This is a genomic window from Calothrix sp. NIES-2100 (assembly GCF_963875285.1).
Taxonomy (GTDB): Bacteria; Cyanobacteriota; Cyanobacteriia; order Cyanobacteriales; family Nostocaceae; genus Aulosira.
On the sequence record NZ_CAWNLA010000001.1, the window covers coordinates 5,273,234 to 5,290,263 of the forward strand.

The window sequence follows — 17,030 nt, forward strand, 5'->3', positions numbered from 1 at the left end:
ACAATGAGATAATTTCCCCCATCACCGTGGCTATGCCAGTTATACTCTCTAAAGTTAACCCGTACAGTTGAACCTTTATGTTTGATCTGTTTGAAAATTGGACACTTCCCCAGGTTTTGCCCGTAGGTGCAGTTTTATTTGATTTGTTATTTATACTTATGGCTATCTCTATTGAAGCATATTGTTTCAATAGTAGATTAAATTTTGACAAAAAGACTAGCATTTTTTATGCCATTTCTATTAACCTCTTTTCCAGCATAATTGGTTGGGTAGTATTTTTCCTAATCGAGCCAGTATTGCCAATACAGTTGAAGTCAGAATTAATTAATTTTGTCTTTTTCAATAGTTTGAAATTTTCTAATACGCAAACAGTAGTCATTTTGATGGCTTTTATTATTTTCTTTGGCACATTCATCGTGAAACTATTTCTTCTGAGAATATTTTCCCTCGTATTAAATGAAAATATAGGTAAAAAATCAGAAGATGACCCACCAACTACTGACCGTTATAAATGGCGAAATCTGAACCGAAATAAATTAATCAGTAATCGGTTGGTGTCTACTATGTTAATTGCTAATTCTTTGAGCTATAGTGCCATAACTCTTGTGTTATTGTTCCGAAGGAAATAACAGTATTTTCAATAATTTGCCTAAAAAATGGCATAGCGATCGCTAAATGATATAGAGGTGCAAGCAAGAATGAATACATTATTTAAAGACTTATTGGGCTTAACAGGCTTTGTTTCCGATATTTATGCAGGAATTAAAAAGTTCTTTGTCCCAGATAGAGCTTATTCCTGGCAGACGTTAATCTATTTAAGCCTTTTTTCTTGGGCAATATCATCCTTTGCCACTGGTCCGATTAAAGATACAATTGCCTTTTTTGGGTGGTTATTTTTAATCGCGGGTACAGCTTGGTATACTACTGATGATCCAGCAAGAATTCCTGGGACTTATATGCCAGTAGGGGCAGTAATAACTGGATTTTTAGTTAGTGTTTTTGCCTTTGGACAACAGGCGAATGGAATTACATCGGGTACAATCGTTTTTTGGCCGACATTTTCGGCATTAATTACCGCCATACCAGAGTTCTTTGAAGGAAGTGGTACTGATTACAAAACTCAACTTCCTAAACCTGAAGATCGCCAAAAAATTGTAGTATTAGTTGCCAGCTCTATGCTTCTGAGTTGCTGGATTCAGTTTTACTTTGTGGTAAATAATTGGATAGCAGAATATCCTAGTTTGCTGTCAGATAATTTCCAACGTAGTACCTTTGTTATTAGAACAGAGCCACCAGTTAAGGTTTCGCCAAACGGTGCTGTAATATTGAAAGAACTGCAACCAAAATTAGAACAAGCAATAGATAAACAGTCTTGGGCGCAAGTAGAAAGATGGCTACAAAATGCCAATGCTAATCTCGCAAACCTGAGCCAGAAAATATTGCAAGACAAACGTCTTCGGGAAAAAGACGAGAAGAATTTATGGCGGATTGAACCGCGAATTACCAATCCTAATCCTAGGAAGAAAGACGAGTATAACCTAGATATACTAAGTATCTGGACTGGCCCGAGTTCCGACCCACGAGGGTATTATTTGAAAAAGTCTTGTCAGATTCGCCCAATTGCACAATCTCCAAACAAATCAACTGCTCAAAAGCCAGATCAAACTTCCCTGACTGCGGAAATTGAGTGTAGTCCTGTTAGTAAACCCATTATTGGTTTACCTCCCGCGCAACGCTGAAGATGCTTTGCTTCCCATGAATCTAACCTGCTGCTTGTCTCTCACCGAGAATTTCGGTAGAGACAAAATTTAATTCTTTATTTAAAATTTGGGCGTAGATGTTTTTTGCGCAATGGTCATTTGTCATTGGTCATTTGTCCTTGTCTCCCTTGTCTCCCTTGTTTCCCTCATCCCCCTCATCTCCCTCATCTCCCTCATCCCCCTCATCCCTAGCCTCTAGCCCCTAGCCCCTAGCCCCTAGCCCCTATTTATGATGAATTTCAGCAGAATTTTGGTGATGGCAAGTAATGTATTTCAGGAAGTGATCCGCGATCGCATTTTATATATTATCGGTTTTTATACGCTGATACTTGCCGCTGCTATACGCATACTTCCGGAAATAGCAGCCAGTAGCGAAAACAAAATATTCTTAGACTTTGGTATAGTCTTAATGAGTGTCATCGCCTTAATAGTGGCGGTGTTTATTGGCACTGGACTAGTTAACAAAGAAATTGAAAAACGCACTATTTTGGTATTGATTGCCAAACCCATCAGTCGCAGTGAGTTTATCACGGGTAAATACTTCGGTTTATCGGCTGTGCTAGCTGTACTCATCACCATTATGACGGTGATTTATTTAGGATTTTTACAAGTAGCACACGTTCCTCATGGGACAGCTAGTATTTTGATTGCCATCGTTTTTTTATTCCTACAGATATCCTTAATCAATGCTTTGGCTATTAGTTTTGGTTCATTTACCAGTTCCTTGTTGGCGGTAATTTTAACCTTTGCTGTCTATTTAATGGGCAATATCTCTCAAGATTTATTAAAATTTGGTCGTCTTAGCCGTAACCCAGGTATTGAACACCTGACTCAAGCTTTGTATTTAATATTGCCCGATTTATCGAGATTAGATTTGAAAAATCATGCTGTTTATGGTCTGCAAGCCCTACCTAGCCCAACAGCAATGATGGCTAACGCTGGCTATGGCTTGCTTTACAGTTCCATGCTGCTAGCGATCGCTATCTTGATATTCTCACGCCGGGAGTTTTAATCACAGGTTTCGTAGTCAGGATTGAAGTCCTGACTACGAACTGATTTACCCATATTAAATAAATGCTATTTGCGGTTCCTGAATTGTACCGTCGGGCATGATTGTGTCCCGAAGCCTGGTATAAATTATTTTGCTTCCCCAAAGCTTGGCTTCAGTTAAATTAGCCGATGTTAAGTTTGCCCATGTCAGGTCTGCACCAATTAAATTAGCATCAGTTAAATTTGCTTCCAATAAAATTGCTCCACATAGCTTTGCGCCAGCAAGATTGGCTCGGACTAATTTCGCTTCAATTAAAGACGCTTCAATTAAAGACGCTTCACTTAGGTCAGCTTCGCCCAAATCGACTCCACACAAAGAAGCATACGTAAGATTACTACCACAAAATTGCGATCGCCATAAAACTGCTCCACATAAATTCGCTTGTGTTAAATCAGCATCGCTTAAATTCGCTTCGCATATAGCGGCTTGCGTCAGATTTGCCTCACGTAGGTTAGCACCAGTGAGGATAGAGCCAGATAAATTTGCACCCCGCAAATCTGCTCCTAAAAAGTTAACACCACTCAAATCCACTGCTCTCAGGTCGATTCCGCTCAAGTCACATCCGCTGAAATCCCCACTTTGACTTAATATCAAGTCCTGTTTGTCAGCATAATTTCTCATGGTATTACCTCAAGGTGTAAATTATGGCAACAGTCTATTGTGAAAGTTACTGTATATCGAGAGTACACCCCAAAAGTGATAATCCGAGTCGTAAATCAATAATAATTTCCGAAAAAATTCGTCAAAAGCGTAAAAACAGGCTTTGAAGCCCTTTTTTAAACAAAAAATGCTGACATAAGTCAGGGAAATTTGATATATAACAATTTGTTATATAATTTACATACTAAAGTGTATCATTTGTCAAGAAGGCAATAGTTATTTCTCCTGGAGCTTCCTCTGCTTCCCATGCTGCCTGAGATATTAATTACCGTTCATAGCGGCCCAAATATGCTACCCTAGTATGGCTAATTAATCTCGCACATCCAAGAATTCGGGTGTTTCCTCATGGGGAAATACGCTTGGGTGGAGGTTTAACCCGAATCGGAGTAACTATATATGCCAGTTGTTTCATTGGCTCAGATGATGGAGTCAGGAGTTCACTTTGGTCATCAGACCAGGCGTTGGAACCCAAAAATGTCTCCATACATTTATACTTCCCGCAATGGTGTACACATTATCGACTTGGTGCAAACTGCCCAGTTGATGGAAGATGCGTATGCTTATATGCGTACACAAGCAGAACAAGGGAAAAAATTCCTGTTTGTCGGTACTAAGCGGCAAGCAGCAGGAATTATTGCTCAAGAAGCCAGTCGTTGCGGTTCCCACTACATTAACCAGCGTTGGTTGGGTGGAATGCTGACTAACTGGACAACTATCAAAACCAGGGTAGACCGCCTCAAAGATTTGGAACGCCGGGAAGAAACCGGAGCATTGGACTTGTTGCCGAAAAAAGAAGCCTCAATGTTACGCCGGGAGATGGCGAAGCTACAAAAATATTTGGGCGGGATTAAAACCATGCGGAAAGTTCCCGATGTGGTGGTGATTGTAGACCAACGGCGGGAGTATAACGCAGTTCAAGAATGTCAAAAACTGGCAATTCCCATTGTATCGATGCTAGATACAAACTGTGACCCCGATGTAGTAGATATTCCCATCCCGGCAAATGACGACGCTATCAGGTCAATTAAACTGATCGTCGGCAAATTGGCGGATGCGATTTATGAAGGTCGTCATGGTCAGTTAGAAGCAGAAGAAGATTATGACTATGAAGATGGGGAAGAAGACTATGACTATGAAGAGACTGAGTTGTCTGGTACATATGTAAGCGACGACGAAGACGAAGAATAGGATGAAGGATGAAGTATGAAGGATGAAAACTAAAATTTCAGACTTCATACTTGACAATTCACCGTTTTTTGATCCCCAGCCCTGAGTAAGATAGAAATACTCAACACCCGTGAGCGATTACAACTCGAGGTCAAGTAGGAATTGAGGCAACATGGCGGAAATATCTGCAAAACTCGTCCAAGAGCTACGCCAAAAAACTGGTGCTGGCATGATGGACTGCAAAAAAGCACTAAAAGAAACTGATGGCGACATAGAACAAGCCGTAGACTGGTTAAGAAAAAAGAACTTAGTTTCGGCTGGTAAAAAAAGCGATCGCATTGCCGCAGAAGGTCTAGTAGACACCTATATACAGCCTGGATATCAGGTGGGTGTACTGATAGAAGTCAACTGCCAAACTGATTTTGTTGCCCGTAACGATGCTTTTAAGGCTCTAGTTAAGAACCTGGCAAAGCAAGCAGCAACTGCTGATAGTGTGGAGTCTTTGTTGGCTCAACCTTATAGTGAAGATCAAAGCTTGACCGTAGAAGATTTCATCAAACAAGTCATTGTTACTTTGGGTGAAAATATCCAGGTGCGCCGCTTTGTCAATTTTTCACTAGCAGAAGGCAAATCAGGCATAGTAGACAGCTACATTCACACTGGCGGTCGAGTTGGTGTGTTAGTTGAGGTAGACTCTGAAACTGATGCAGTAGTTGGCAATGAAGAGTTCCAAAGCTTAGCACGGAACAGCGCCATGCAAGTAGCTGCTTGCCCTAATGTTGAGTATGTCAGTGTAGGCGAAATCCCCGCTGAAGTTGCTGCCAAAGAAACAGAAATTGAAATGGGGCGGGATGATTTAGCTAACAAGCCACAGAACATCAAAGAAAAGATTGTTCAAGGACGGATTGAAAAACGTCTCAAGGAATTGGCTTTGCTAGATCAGCCTTTCATTCGCGATCAAAGCATTTCTGTAGAAGACTTGGTGAAACAAGTTAAGTCTAAAGTAGGGCAAGACATCAAAATTAAACGCTTTGTGCGCTATGTCCTAGGTGAAGGCATTGAAAAGCAAGAAAGCAACTTTGCTGAGGAAGTCGCTGCACAAATGGGCGCAAAATAATTTAGTCATTTGTCATTTGTCATTTGTCATGAGACTAAGGATAAATGACTGATGATTTGTTAAAACACAGGTCAAGCAATTATGCTGACCTGTATTTTATTTTTTAGTCCTGAGAACTTGGGCGTTAGGGACTTACAAAAAATAAATTACCCATATTCCGTAGTGCGAGCATCTTGCTCGATGAGTGAACACCACCTCGCGAGACGCTCGCACTACAAATTTATTGGGTATTTAAAAAAATACCCACGGGGGTAGGGGCACGGCATCGATAAAATATTGGTAATACCGAAAGTTGGATAATTTATTTTTTGGAGTTCCCTTAAGCTATAAAAACTTGGGTGCTAGGCTGCTATTGCAGGGAATTTGCTATACTTTCGGAAAAATCTTAAATCCTCGGAATGTTTAATTTATCATAGATTCGTACATTTGTACTATTATTGGGTTTAGGAGGGCAATTAATAGAAGATATGGCTAGAGCAATCGAGCGAATTGATCGGGATATTGTATTGCTGAAAGAAGCGATAAAAGCGATCGCGGCAGAACTACAAAACGCTTATGCTATTTATTTCACTCTGTTAGGGCAAGCCGTTCGCCAGCAGTTGATTCTGGCAACCTATCACCTGTGTACCCAAGGTTATCCCGAAAAATTCCTGAGTTTGTCATTGAATCAACGGCAACATTTGCAACAAGCCATCCGCAAGTTGGGTAAACAGACAGCTGAACATTTGCTGACTATTATTAGTAGTGAGGAATCTCAGCATGAGGAAGATGAGGGGGATGAGGGGGATGAGGGGGATGAGAGGGATGAGGGGGATAAGGGGGATGAGGGAGATGAGGAAGGTGAAAACAATTCTAAATCTCAAATTTCCAATTTAAAACTTACTGACTCTTCTAACCCAATGGAACTAGTAGCATGGCAACAGAGTGTAGAAAAGTTGACACAACATACACTCAAAAAACTGTCTCATGATGCTAATGCTGTGTTACAAAAAGTCAGTCTTTTACCCAAAAAGATCCCAGAACCGATTTTAGAAATAGCTGCGGCTGCATCAGAAGCATCTGCCGAAGTTATACCTGGGCCGCCTAACTTATTAAACGTGGTCATTGAAATCGAAAATGAACAGGATGCGGAGGAACCTAGCCTGACAAAAGTTATGGCCATTAACCTCCGGCTAGGGGAAATTGAATTTGCTGATGCTAGACTCTCCTCGGCACGCAAACAGATTCGCAACACCCTACTTCAGTTAAATAAACTAGGACAAGATTATCAAAAAAAGCACCGAGAACGCTCAATTGCCGAAGCTGAAGCTGCTTGGCGTGCGATTTGGGATGATGATTAACTAGTCATTTGTCATTTGTCATTTGTCATTTGTCATTTGTGAATAACTAGTGTCCAATGCCCAATGCCCACTTGCCCCATGCCCAATGCCCCATGAGTGACAAACCAGATTGGATCAGATTGCAAAAAGCCTTGGCTGTAGAGGCGGAACACGGTTTTACAGATTTGATGGGTAGACAATATCGCTTTAGTGAATTTCTCAGCCTGACTCTGGGCAAATTCCCCATTGGTTTACCCGCAACTGAACGCCGTCGCTGGCAAGAATTAGCGATGCAATTTGCTAAATATTCAGATCTAGGTTTGGAAGAGAGACAACATTTAGTCGCAGACACTCGCAGGTATCTGTATCAATTACAGCAGGATGATGGGAAACCGCCAGAAAAAAATGGCGTAGTAGCGGAACCAGAGAGAAATTATCAATCTAAAAATCAAACTCCCACAACTCCGATTGTGCCTGAAGTGAGTCGGAGACTTGCACCAAAAATTGACCAAAAACTCAGCGATTTACCAGAAATCGGCATGAGAAAAGCTGATAATTTGGCGCGTCTGGGTTTGTATACTGTGCGTGACTTACTTTACTACTATCCCCGCGATCATATTGACTATGCGCGTCAGGTAAATATCCGCGAGTTGCAGGCGGGTGAGACGGTGACGATAGTCGCAACGGTGAAGCGCTGTAACTGTTTTAATAGTCCGAAAAATCAGAAACTTTCAATTTTAGAACTGATACTGAAGGATAACACCGGACAAATCAAAGTTAGTCGCTTTTCGGCGGGTACAAGGTTCACTAGTCGTGCTTGGCAAGAAAGTTTAAAACGCCGCTATCCTGTGGGTGCTGTGCTTGCGGCTTGTGGGTTGGTGAAGGAAAGTAAATTTGGCTTGACGCTGGATAACCCCGAATTAGAAGTATTGGCAAATCCGGGAGATGCGATTGATTCCTTGACAATCGGTCGGATAGTGCCAATTTATGCTTTAACTGAGGGTATCGCGGCGAATATGGTGCGACAGGCGGTAATAGCTGCTTTACCTGCGGCGGCGAATCTCAAAGACCCCTTACCCAGTGGTTTGCGGGAGAAATATGGTTTGATGGAATTGAAAGATGCGATCGCTAATATTCACTTTCCCCCAGATAGCGCCTCTCTGCAAGTTGCCCGTCGTCGCCTGGTTTTTGATGAATTTTTCTATTTGCAATTAAGTTTACTGCAACGACAGTATCAAGCAAGGCAAATCCAAACTAGCGCTATTCTGGCTCCCAAAGGACAGTTATTAGAAAATTTCTACGAAATACTGCCTTTTAAACTCACTGGCGCACAGCAGCGAGTAATTAACGATATTCTCAACGACTTACAACAACCTACACCGATGAATCGGTTGGTGCAAGGTGATGTAGGTTCCGGTAAAACTGTTGTGGCTGTGGTGGCTATTTTAGCGGCGATTCAATCAGGCTACCAAGCAGCGTTGATGGCTCCGACGGAAGTTTTAGCAGAACAGCATTACCGCAAGTTAGTCAGTTGGTTTAACTTGCTGCATTTACCAGTAGAATTACTGACAGGTTCGACAAAAACTGTTAAACGGCGACAAATTCACGCTCAACTGGAAACGGGAGAGTTACCCCTGTTAGTGGGCACTCACGCCTTGATTCAAGACCCCGTAAACTTTCGCCAATTGGGGTTAGCGGTAATTGACGAACAACATCGGTTTGGGGTGCAACAAAGGGCGCGGTTGCAACAAAAAGGTGAACAACCCCATGTATTAACAATGACCGCCACTCCCATTCCCCGGACATTGGCGCTGACGATACATGGGGATATGAATGTCAGTCAAATTGATGAGTTACCGCCAGGGAGACAAAAGATACAGACTACAATGCTTACAGGTCAGCAACGTAGCCATGCTTACGACCTGATGCGGCGAGAAATTGCCCAAGGACGACAAGTTTATGTAATTTTGCCTTTGGTGGAAGAATCAGAAAAGTTAGATTTGCGTTCTGCTGTCGAAGAACACCAAAAATTACAGGAAAGCGTTTTTCCTGACTTTCAAGTTGGGTTGCTTCATGGTCGCATGAGTTCCGCCGAGAAAGACGAAGCAATTACGCAATTCCGGGATAACAAAACGCAAATTTTAGTTTCTACTACCGTTGTTGAAGTCGGTGTAGATGTCCCTAATGCTACAGTGATGCTCATTGAACATGCAGAACGGTTTGGTTTATCACAACTGCACCAACTGCGGGGACGGGTTGGGCGTGGTGCAGCGCAGTCCTATTGTTTGTTAATGAGTAGTTCTCGAAGTCCTGACGCGCAACAACGACTAAAAGTGATGGAACAGTCTCAGGATGGCTTTTTTATATCAGAAATGGATATGCGTTTTCGCGGCCCTGGGGAAGTGCTGGGAACTCGTCAATCTGGTGTGCCGGATTTTACACTTGCAAGTTTGCTGGAAGATGAGGAAGTTTTGCTGTTAGCGCGACAAGCAGCAGAGAAAGTCATCGAGATAGATGCAACTTTAGAGCGTTGGTATTTGATGAAAGAAGAGTTGAAGTATCGGTATGAGCGATTGATGGGTGGGGCGATTATGACTTGATTGCTCAGTGCTAGAGTACCGATTCAGTATTGACAACTTTGACGAATAATTACGAATTGTTAATAGAGTCATAAGTAGTCGGACAGAATTAATTACACAATTTCATTGCGAGCGTTTGCGTAGCGTCTCGTTGGCGCAGCTTCTCCTAGAGAAGAGAAGCAATCGCAAGGGCTGGGATTGCTTCTCTCCGCTCGCAATGACTGTAATTATTTTTGTCCATCTACTTACTTACTACGATCTCCTTTGATTTGTCTATATAAACCTATCGACAACTGGGAATAATAAACTTGCTTTCCTAAAACTAGGGTTGGTGGATTTGCTGCGTTTTATACTGAGAGTCTTTACTCTAAGCGTCAGTTAAATGCATCACCTCTGAGCTTCAGTTTATTTCCAAAAGATGAGGTTTGCTCTATGAGTCAGATGAGTAGAGACGATGTTCGTGAACGGCTGGGTAATATCGATCAGATCCGCGATATTATTTTTGGAACGCAACTAAGAGAGTACGACAATCGATTCAGCAAGCTGGAGTCGGATATTTCGCTGTTGCAACAACAAATGCGATCGCATGTAGAGCAACTGAAGTTAAACTTTTCGGCTGAACTCAAGGCGGGGATTGAGGCGCTAGAAAAAAAACTGAAGTCACTCAACCAGACAACTCAAGAAGAAACTTTTGACTTACGCCAACAGGTTGATCGTCTGAATAAAAAATTCTCTACCAGTGTTCAGTCGCTTGATGAGGCGTTAGATAGTCAAACTACTTCGATTCGCGATGAAGTTTTTCAGACTAAAGTCCAATTACAAGACGATGTGACGGCGTTACGAGATCTGATTTTGGAAGAATTAGATCGACGTTTCTCCCAGTTGACAGACACTAAAGTTTCTAAAGACGATATGGCGGAAACTTTGTTTGCTTTGGGAATGCGACTTAAGGAAACTGAATTTATTCCCAAACTGCGGGAAGCAGCCGATGAACGCGGCGATAACTATACTGCTGTCACGTTTCTAGAAACTACAAAAGTGTTAACTCACTCCAATGGTGCGACTGAATTACATTCTTAATCAACAAGACAAACTTTGACATTATACTTTGACAATCGATAGCGATACTTACTGATATGACTCAGGTGAAAAATTCGATTTCCCAATCTTTTGAGTTAAAGCCAGAAGAAACTGCACAGATTGAAAATCTAGTAAATCTACTCGTCGATCTCAAAATTATCGAACCACCTGAGCAATCTTTTCCTGAATTAGCATCAGAAAATAATCATCAGGAGTATATTTTAGAAGAAACTGGATTACTGCGACTCCCTCCAGTTCCATTGGAAGTATGTGAAGCTTATTTAGAATCTGCTGTTGATTCTCCTTTTTGTTTACCTAATTCATCGCCAGTTACCGATGATAAATTAGAAGAACCTCTGGAAATTATTGCCACCTTTGAGGAAAAATTAGTTGAATCTAATTTAGATAATTCACAGGATGCATTTCAAAAATTACAAGCGATATTAGTCGGAGGCGAATTAGCAGATTTAAACGATTTGACGGCTAAACTCGCACAAAAACTCACAAATTTAGAGCATCAAATTTACGATCCTCAAGAGCTAATCAACTTACTACTCCCGTCGATTTCTGAGCTTTTAAGGCTGAAAATTACGGAATCGAAAGAGGAAATTGCACAGGTATTTACTCCGATTATCGATCAGGCTATCCGCAGTCGTACTGAACAAGATAAAATTAGCATGAGTGAAGCATTAGCTCCTGCTGTTCCTCTAGCTATTTCCCACCAGATCATTGTTGCGCCTGAAGAAGTTTCCGATGCGATCGCACCTTCAATGGGACGAGCAATAAAAAAGCAGATTGAAATTGAACAAAATATCGTTGTGGATGCACTCTACCCAATTATTGGTAGTACCATAGCCAAATATATGGCAGAGACAATTAGTGCTATTAACCGACAAGTTGAAGAAACCCTCAGTGTCGAAGGGATTAAACGGAAAATTCGTGCCAAATTACAAGGAGTTTCCGAAGCAGAATTAATTTTCAAAGAATCTCTGACATTTAAAATCAAAGCTATTTTTTTGATTCATAAAGAATCTGGTTTAGTCATCTCAGATATTCAGCAATCTGATGCACAGCAACTAGAGTCAGAAATGGTAGCAGGAATGCTGACGGCGATTCGCAGTTTTGCTAATGATTGCATCAACCAATCTGGTAGCATATCAGAACTAGACGCGATTGACTATGGTACGTCGAAAATAATTTTAGAAGTTGCAGGATATTGTTATTTAGCGATTGTTGTTCAGGGAGAGCCAAGCAAAAAATTCATCCTTGCTATGCGGCAAAATCTCGGCAATATAGTGCAACAATATGGTGATTTAATTGAAAAATTTGACGGCGTTCCCGATACAATTCCGAATGAAATCCATAGTCTTTTAGAAGTACTGAAAGATTCAGATTCGCAGGAGAAAAAGAAAAAAAGTCAACCTTCACCACTATTGGTATTAAGCTTAACATTGCTCGGCATTATTTTCATTCCTTGGGGGTTTTGGCAATACCATATCGGAATAATTCGTTCGATTGAAAATAAAACTTCCCTGGCTTTAGCTTCTACTCCAGAGTTAGCTGTCTATCGTCTAACAGTGCAAGTAGAACATAACAAATTAAAATTAACTGGACAAGTACCTAATCAACTTTTGCGTCAGAAAGCTGAACAAATAGTCAAAATAACCTCACCTAAATGGTTGATTGACAATCAAATTTTATCAGTAGAAGTCCCTGCCGATCCTATATTAGCTGCGGCTGAAGTTAAACGAGTCACCGCAGTTTTAAATCAGATGGACGGTACAGCAATTTCTGCTCAATATATCGCTAGTAAAGTAGCTATCGAGGGTACTGTCAACCGGATTACAGATGCTCACACTATTACTCATGCATTTGAGCAAATTCCCGGTGTAAAGTTTGTATCTAGCGCCGTGCGGGTGCAACCTTTGCAGATTGAAGTTAGATTTTACTTTCAAATCGACTCAGCAAATTTGAGGATAACAGATTTAGGGTACAAGGTTCAACAAGTTAAGTTGTTCCTCAATCAGCATCCAAACAAACAGGTTAAAATCGTTGGTTATAGCTATGAGCATACTAATGTGAATCCAAGTCAACAGTTAGCCTTAAAGCGAGCAAAAGCTGTACAACAAGCACTAATTAATCAAGGCGTTAACCCATCTCGTCTACACATTATCGGAAAAACAAATTTACCGCCAGGAATTGATGCTACTCAACCCTCATGGTTAAGCAGATGTGTCATTATAGAAGCTATTTAAAGTAAAATTTCATGTCTATCATCTCTAGAAAAATCTGTTTATTTGGTGATTTTGGTGTTGGCAAAACTAGCCTAATTCGCCAATTTGTAGAACGGCAATTTAATGATAAATATCTTTCAACTGTTGGAGTAAAAATTTCTAAAAAATTGGTTGAATTGTCACCAACAGACTTACAGCAGGCACAAAAAATACAGTTTTTAATTTGGGATATTGAAGGTAGTAATAAATTTAAAGCAATTGCTCCTAATTATTTTCAAGGCGCTAAAGCTGCTGTAATAGTTGGTGATGTAACACAACCAGAAACCCTGAATCATCTCCAGGAACATATCCACAGTTTTTTAGCTGTTAATCCTCAAAGTTATATTGCGATCGCTTTGAATAAATCGGACTTGATTGCAGCAGAATATTTAGAAAATCTCCAACGCATTTATCAATTTAGCGACCAGACTAATGTCATAGCTACCTATACAACTTCCGCGAAAACTGGTAATAATGTTGATGAAATATTTCACATATTAGCTACTCATTTAATTTAATAAAATGGAATCATTATTGACAAATCTGTTGTCTATATATCGGATTGAATATCTGACGATTGATGAAAACTTCCAGATTCTGGAGACTTCTCCGGGAATTAATCGTCTGAGCGATATTTATGAAGAAGTGCAGCTAGGTGAGGATATTCGGATTGTATTTCCGGAAATAGAGGGACTTGAAGATATTTTTGATGCGATTCGACAGGGTGAACAAAATAACTTTGAATTAAAAGGAATTAGGCGATCGCCAGATACAGCTTCTCCTTTATATATTAATATAAATATTACTAAAGTAGAAAATTATAGCAATAAGATCATAATTTTTGTGGAAGATGTGACAGAACGAATGGTTCTGGAGCAATCTTTATTTCAGGGTGCAAATGAAGCAAATCTTTTGCTACGTAATAACAAAGCTGCTAAACAATATATTGACCAGATTTTGACATCAATGGCGGATGGTTTGTTGGTCACAACGCTTTCAGGAAATATTAAAAAAATCAACCCAGCCGCCAAAATTTTATTAGAATATGACGAATCAGAACTTATCGGTCAACCTATCAGCAAAATTTTTCGAGAAGTGGATAGATGTAAGTTAGCAATCGGCGAAATCGAAAGTATCGTTACAACCCAAAATCCAGAAATTCCTCTACTGAAAGAAGTAGAAACTATTTGTCAAACCAAAAGCGGTAAAACAATTCCGATAGCTGTTTCATACTCAATAGTTCAGACAGAAGTTGAACATTTCCAAGGTTATGTTTATATTTTGCGAGACATGACCGAACGAAAGCAAGCAGAACTGGCTAAACAAGAATTTTTAGCGATGATTAGCCATGAAGTTCGGACTCCGATCGCATCGGTAATTGGGATGGCGAGTTTGTTGCTGAATACTGGATTAACTACTGAGCAACGTGACTTTGTGGAAACCATCTACACTAGTGGAAATGCTTTACTAGAAATTATTAACGATTTCCTTGACCTCTCGAAAATAGAATCAGGTAAGCTGGAATTAGAAGAACAACCTTTTGCTTTGCGAACTTGCATTAATGAAGCGCTTTCTCTACTTGCGCCCAAAGCGAGAGAAAAAAAATTAAAACTCACATTTTTAGATACTCCAGAACTTCCAACGACAATTGTGGGTGATATCACCAGACTGCGCCAAGTCTTGATTAATTTACTCAGTAATGCTTTAAAATTTACCGAAACTGGAAGTATAGAAGTTTCCGTCATAAATCGCCAGCTTCACGATACTACAGAGGAAATTCAGTTTACTGTTAAAGATACAGGCATTGGCATTCCCCGCGATCGCCTGGAGCGTTTATTTAAAGCTTTTATTCAAGTCAACTCCTCCATTACTCGACAGTACGGCGGTACGGGGTTAGGTCTTGCTATCTGCAAGCAACTGTGTGAGTTAATGGGTGGTAGAATTTGGGTAGAAAGTGAACCAGGTATAGGCAGTAAATTTCACTTCACAATTACTGTAACTGTGATTCCAGAAGAAGTTAGGAGTCGGGAGTCAGGAGTTAATGATGCGCAGATTGATACTCATCTAGCCGAACAATATCCATTGAGGATACTTTTAGCTGAAGATAATGCCATTAATCAAAAGATGATTGGGTTGATGTTGCAAGGAATGGGTTATCAGCCAGATATTGCTAACAATGGTTTAGAAGTAATCTCAGCGCTACGCCGCCAACGCTACGATGTAGTATTGATGGATGTACAAATGCCAGAAATGGACGGTTTAACAGCAAGCCAGCATATCTGTCAAGAATGGACACCACAAAACCGCCCGCGACTGATCGCATTAACAGCAAGTGCAATGTGGGGCGATCGCGAAAATTGTCTAGCAGCTGGGATGGATGACTATCTTGCTAAACCAATCCGGATTGCAGAATTGATGCGAGTACTCAAAAGATGTCAGCCTCTCTCTGCGGTGGAGAAACCGATAGAGAACCAAGCAAAAGTTTCCCATCCAATTGATTCTACTGCCTTAGAAAACATCAGGGGCATGGCAGAGTTTAATACAGAGGTTGAGTTTAAAGAATTTGTGCGGGAAATTATTAATGACTACCTTGAAGATGCTCCTAAAATACTACAAAATATGCGAGTAGCATTAAGTCAAGGTAATTTCAAAAATCTCAGGCTAGCAACGCATACCCTTTACTCTACCAGTGCTACCCTAGGCGCAATGACTCTAGCAAGCCACTGTGCAGAATTAGAAATTGTAGCCGCAGTTGAAGAACTGGAAAAAGCAACAGCAGGAATTTTAATGATCGAAACTGAATACCAAAATGTTGAAATTGCTTTACAACAAGAAAGGCAAAAACTCTGATTTAACTTAATTGACGGCGGAATTGGTTGATGCTGATGGATAAGAGTAATGTAGCAAAGATAAAAAGTGCGATCGCATTCCACCAAAGTACTTCTAATCCTACACCTTTGAGCAAAATTCCCCGCACAATCTCTATATAATGGCGTAGCGGGTCTAGTAGAGACAAATATTTAAAGAATTCCGGCATACTTTCAATGGGAGAGATAGCCCCAGAAAGTTGAATCAAGGGTAAATTGATAAAAAATGATGTCAGCACAACTTGCTGTTGAGTGCGACAAACCGTAGCCAGCATAATGCCAATGCCAATACCAACAAATAAATAAAGTCCTGATAGGGTTAAAAAAAGTAAAGCATTGCCGCGAAAAGGGACACCAAATACTAATCTACCGATACTTAAAGCTAAAATCACATCACCCATTAACAGCACAAATAAAGGCACAATTTTAGCGAGTAAAATTTCCCAAGCTTCCGCTGGAGTCATTAACAATTGTTCGAGAGTTCCTGTATCTTTTTCTCTGACAACTGTTACTGAAGAAACCAAAGAACTAATCAGCGTTAAAACTAAGCCTAAAACGCCGGGGATGAAAAACCAACTACTGCGTAATCCCGGATTATAAAGGAAAGTCGTTTGCGGATTAATTAACGGCGGGGCTTGATTAGAGGATAAGCGGCGACTAAATTGATTAATCATCTGATTGAGGTAACCTTGAGCAATACCCGCAGTATTGGCATCGACTGCATCAATTAAAATTTGTACTTCACCAGATTTATCTTCTGATAATTTACGTTTAAAATCTGGCGGAATGATTAAACCTGCTGTGATTTTTCCTTGTCGAACTTGCTCACCTAAATCTTGATCGTTAAACAGATATTTTTCTAAGGTAAAGACTTTATTGACCGTTAATACAGAAACTAATTCTCTACTTTCATAACTATTGGCATAATCGACAACTCCTAACTTGAGATAATGGACATCAGGATTGAGAGCAAAGCCATAAAGCAGCATTTGCACTGTGGGAGGGATGATTAACAAGACTAAAGTCTCTCGACTGCGCAGTATTTGGCGAAATTCCTTAATTGCTAAAGTCCAGAATCGGCTATTCAACAGACTTTGAATAAATTTCATGGCTATTAGTTTGATAGTAAATATATCCGCACTATGCAGGGTTTAGCA

At 40.5% G+C, this 17,030-nt stretch carries 13 protein-coding genes; 11 read left to right on the forward strand and 2 right to left on the reverse strand.

The window, feature by feature from the left end:
• Positions 1–86: 86 nt before the first annotated feature.
• From fraC to AACU32_RS21665, 3 genes are all read left to right on the forward strand, one after another.
• Positions 87–629, forward strand: a complete 543-nt coding sequence (gene fraC, locus AACU32_RS21655) for a filament integrity protein FraC (protein WP_339378702.1) — start codon at positions 87–89, stop codon at positions 627–629.
• Positions 630–698: 69 nt separating this feature from the next.
• Positions 699–1,739 (forward strand): septal junction protein FraD, encoded by a 1,041-nt coding sequence (gene fraD / locus AACU32_RS21660; protein ID WP_096603146.1) that lies wholly within the window; start codon positions 699–701, stop codon positions 1,737–1,739.
• 253 nt (positions 1,740–1,992) lie between these two features.
• On the forward strand, positions 1,993–2,772 hold the full coding sequence (locus AACU32_RS21665) for an ABC transporter permease subunit (protein ID WP_096603148.1): 780 nt from the start codon (positions 1,993–1,995) through the stop codon (positions 2,770–2,772).
• Between the two features lie 54 nt (positions 2,773–2,826).
• Here AACU32_RS21665 and AACU32_RS21670 read toward each other — a convergent pair whose 3' ends face one another.
• Positions 2,827–3,432 (reverse strand): pentapeptide repeat-containing protein, encoded by a 606-nt coding sequence (locus tag AACU32_RS21670; RefSeq protein WP_096603149.1) that lies wholly within the window; start codon positions 3,430–3,432, stop codon positions 2,827–2,829.
• A gap of 435 nt (positions 3,433–3,867) precedes the next feature.
• Between AACU32_RS21670 and rpsB the strand changes: the two genes are divergently transcribed.
• The 8 genes from rpsB to AACU32_RS21710 all read left to right on the forward strand — a co-directional run bounded on the left by rpsB (position 3,868) and on the right by AACU32_RS21710 (position 15,856).
• Positions 3,868–4,659, forward strand: a complete 792-nt coding sequence (gene rpsB, locus AACU32_RS21675; protein WP_096603151.1) for a 30S ribosomal protein S2 — start codon at positions 3,868–3,870, stop codon at positions 4,657–4,659.
• Between the two features lie 151 nt (positions 4,660–4,810).
• Positions 4,811–5,755, forward strand: a complete 945-nt coding sequence (gene tsf, locus AACU32_RS21680; RefSeq protein WP_096603152.1) for a translation elongation factor Ts — start codon at positions 4,811–4,813, stop codon at positions 5,753–5,755.
• 467 nt (positions 5,756–6,222) lie between these two features.
• A complete protein-coding gene (locus tag AACU32_RS21685; RefSeq protein ID WP_096603154.1) occupies positions 6,223–7,095 on the forward strand; it encodes a hypothetical protein in 873 nt (290 codons plus the stop codon).
• A 92-nt stretch (positions 7,096–7,187) separates the two neighbouring features.
• The gene (recG, locus tag AACU32_RS21690) at positions 7,188–9,674 is read left to right on the forward strand and encodes an ATP-dependent DNA helicase RecG (RefSeq protein WP_096608112.1); all 2,487 of its coding nucleotides are present in this window, start codon (positions 7,188–7,190) and stop codon (positions 9,672–9,674) included.
• A 411-nt stretch (positions 9,675–10,085) separates the two neighbouring features.
• Entirely contained in the window at positions 10,086–10,733 is a 648-nt protein-coding gene (locus tag AACU32_RS21695) for a hypothetical protein (RefSeq protein ID WP_096603155.1), read from the forward strand.
• Positions 10,734–10,789: 56 nt separating this feature from the next.
• Positions 10,790–12,988 carry an OmpA family protein gene (locus tag AACU32_RS21700; RefSeq protein WP_096603157.1) on the forward strand — a complete coding sequence of 733 codons (2,199 nt, stop codon included), beginning with the start codon at positions 10,790–10,792 and terminating at the stop codon, positions 12,986–12,988.
• An 11-nt stretch (positions 12,989–12,999) separates the two neighbouring features.
• Positions 13,000–13,524, forward strand: a complete 525-nt coding sequence (locus AACU32_RS21705) for a Rab family GTPase (RefSeq protein ID WP_096603158.1) — start codon at positions 13,000–13,002, stop codon at positions 13,522–13,524.
• 4 nt (positions 13,525–13,528) lie between these two features.
• Positions 13,529–15,856 carry an ATP-binding protein gene (locus tag AACU32_RS21710; RefSeq protein ID WP_096603160.1) on the forward strand — a complete coding sequence of 776 codons (2,328 nt, stop codon included), beginning with the start codon at positions 13,529–13,531 and terminating at the stop codon, positions 15,854–15,856.
• 1 nt (position 15,857) lies between these two features.
• On the opposite strand, the gene AACU32_RS21715 is transcribed toward AACU32_RS21710, so the two are convergent.
• On the reverse strand, positions 15,858–16,982 hold the full coding sequence (locus AACU32_RS21715) for an ABC transporter permease (protein WP_096603161.1): 1,125 nt from the start codon (positions 16,980–16,982) through the stop codon (positions 15,858–15,860).
• Between the last annotated feature and the right edge of the window lie 48 nt (positions 16,983–17,030).

Bases quoted from the DNA above. Each gene is read 5' to 3' on its own strand.
- fraD (WP_096603146.1), top strand. From the start codon at position 699: ATGAATACATTATTTAAAGACTTATTGGGCTTAACAGGCTTTGTTTCC.
- AACU32_RS21665 (WP_096603148.1), top strand. From the start codon at position 1,993: ATGAATTTCAGCAGAATTTTGGTGATGGCAAGTAATGTATTTCAGGAA.
- AACU32_RS21670 (WP_096603149.1), bottom strand. From the start codon at position 3,432: ATGAGAAATTATGCTGACAAACAGGACTTGATATTAAGTCAAAGTGGG.
- rpsB (WP_096603151.1), top strand. From the start codon at position 3,868: ATGCCAGTTGTTTCATTGGCTCAGATGATGGAGTCAGGAGTTCACTTT.
- tsf (WP_096603152.1), top strand. From the start codon at position 4,811: ATGGCGGAAATATCTGCAAAACTCGTCCAAGAGCTACGCCAAAAAACT.
- AACU32_RS21685 (WP_096603154.1), top strand. From the start codon at position 6,223: ATGGCTAGAGCAATCGAGCGAATTGATCGGGATATTGTATTGCTGAAA.
- recG (WP_096608112.1), top strand. From the start codon at position 7,188: ATGAGTGACAAACCAGATTGGATCAGATTGCAAAAAGCCTTGGCTGTA.
- AACU32_RS21695 (WP_096603155.1), top strand. From the start codon at position 10,086: ATGAGTCAGATGAGTAGAGACGATGTTCGTGAACGGCTGGGTAATATC.
- AACU32_RS21700 (WP_096603157.1), top strand. From the start codon at position 10,790: ATGACTCAGGTGAAAAATTCGATTTCCCAATCTTTTGAGTTAAAGCCA.
- AACU32_RS21705 (WP_096603158.1), top strand. From the start codon at position 13,000: ATGTCTATCATCTCTAGAAAAATCTGTTTATTTGGTGATTTTGGTGTT.
- AACU32_RS21710 (WP_096603160.1), top strand. From the start codon at position 13,529: ATGGAATCATTATTGACAAATCTGTTGTCTATATATCGGATTGAATAT.
- AACU32_RS21715 (WP_096603161.1), bottom strand. From the start codon at position 16,982: ATGAAATTTATTCAAAGTCTGTTGAATAGCCGATTCTGGACTTTAGCA.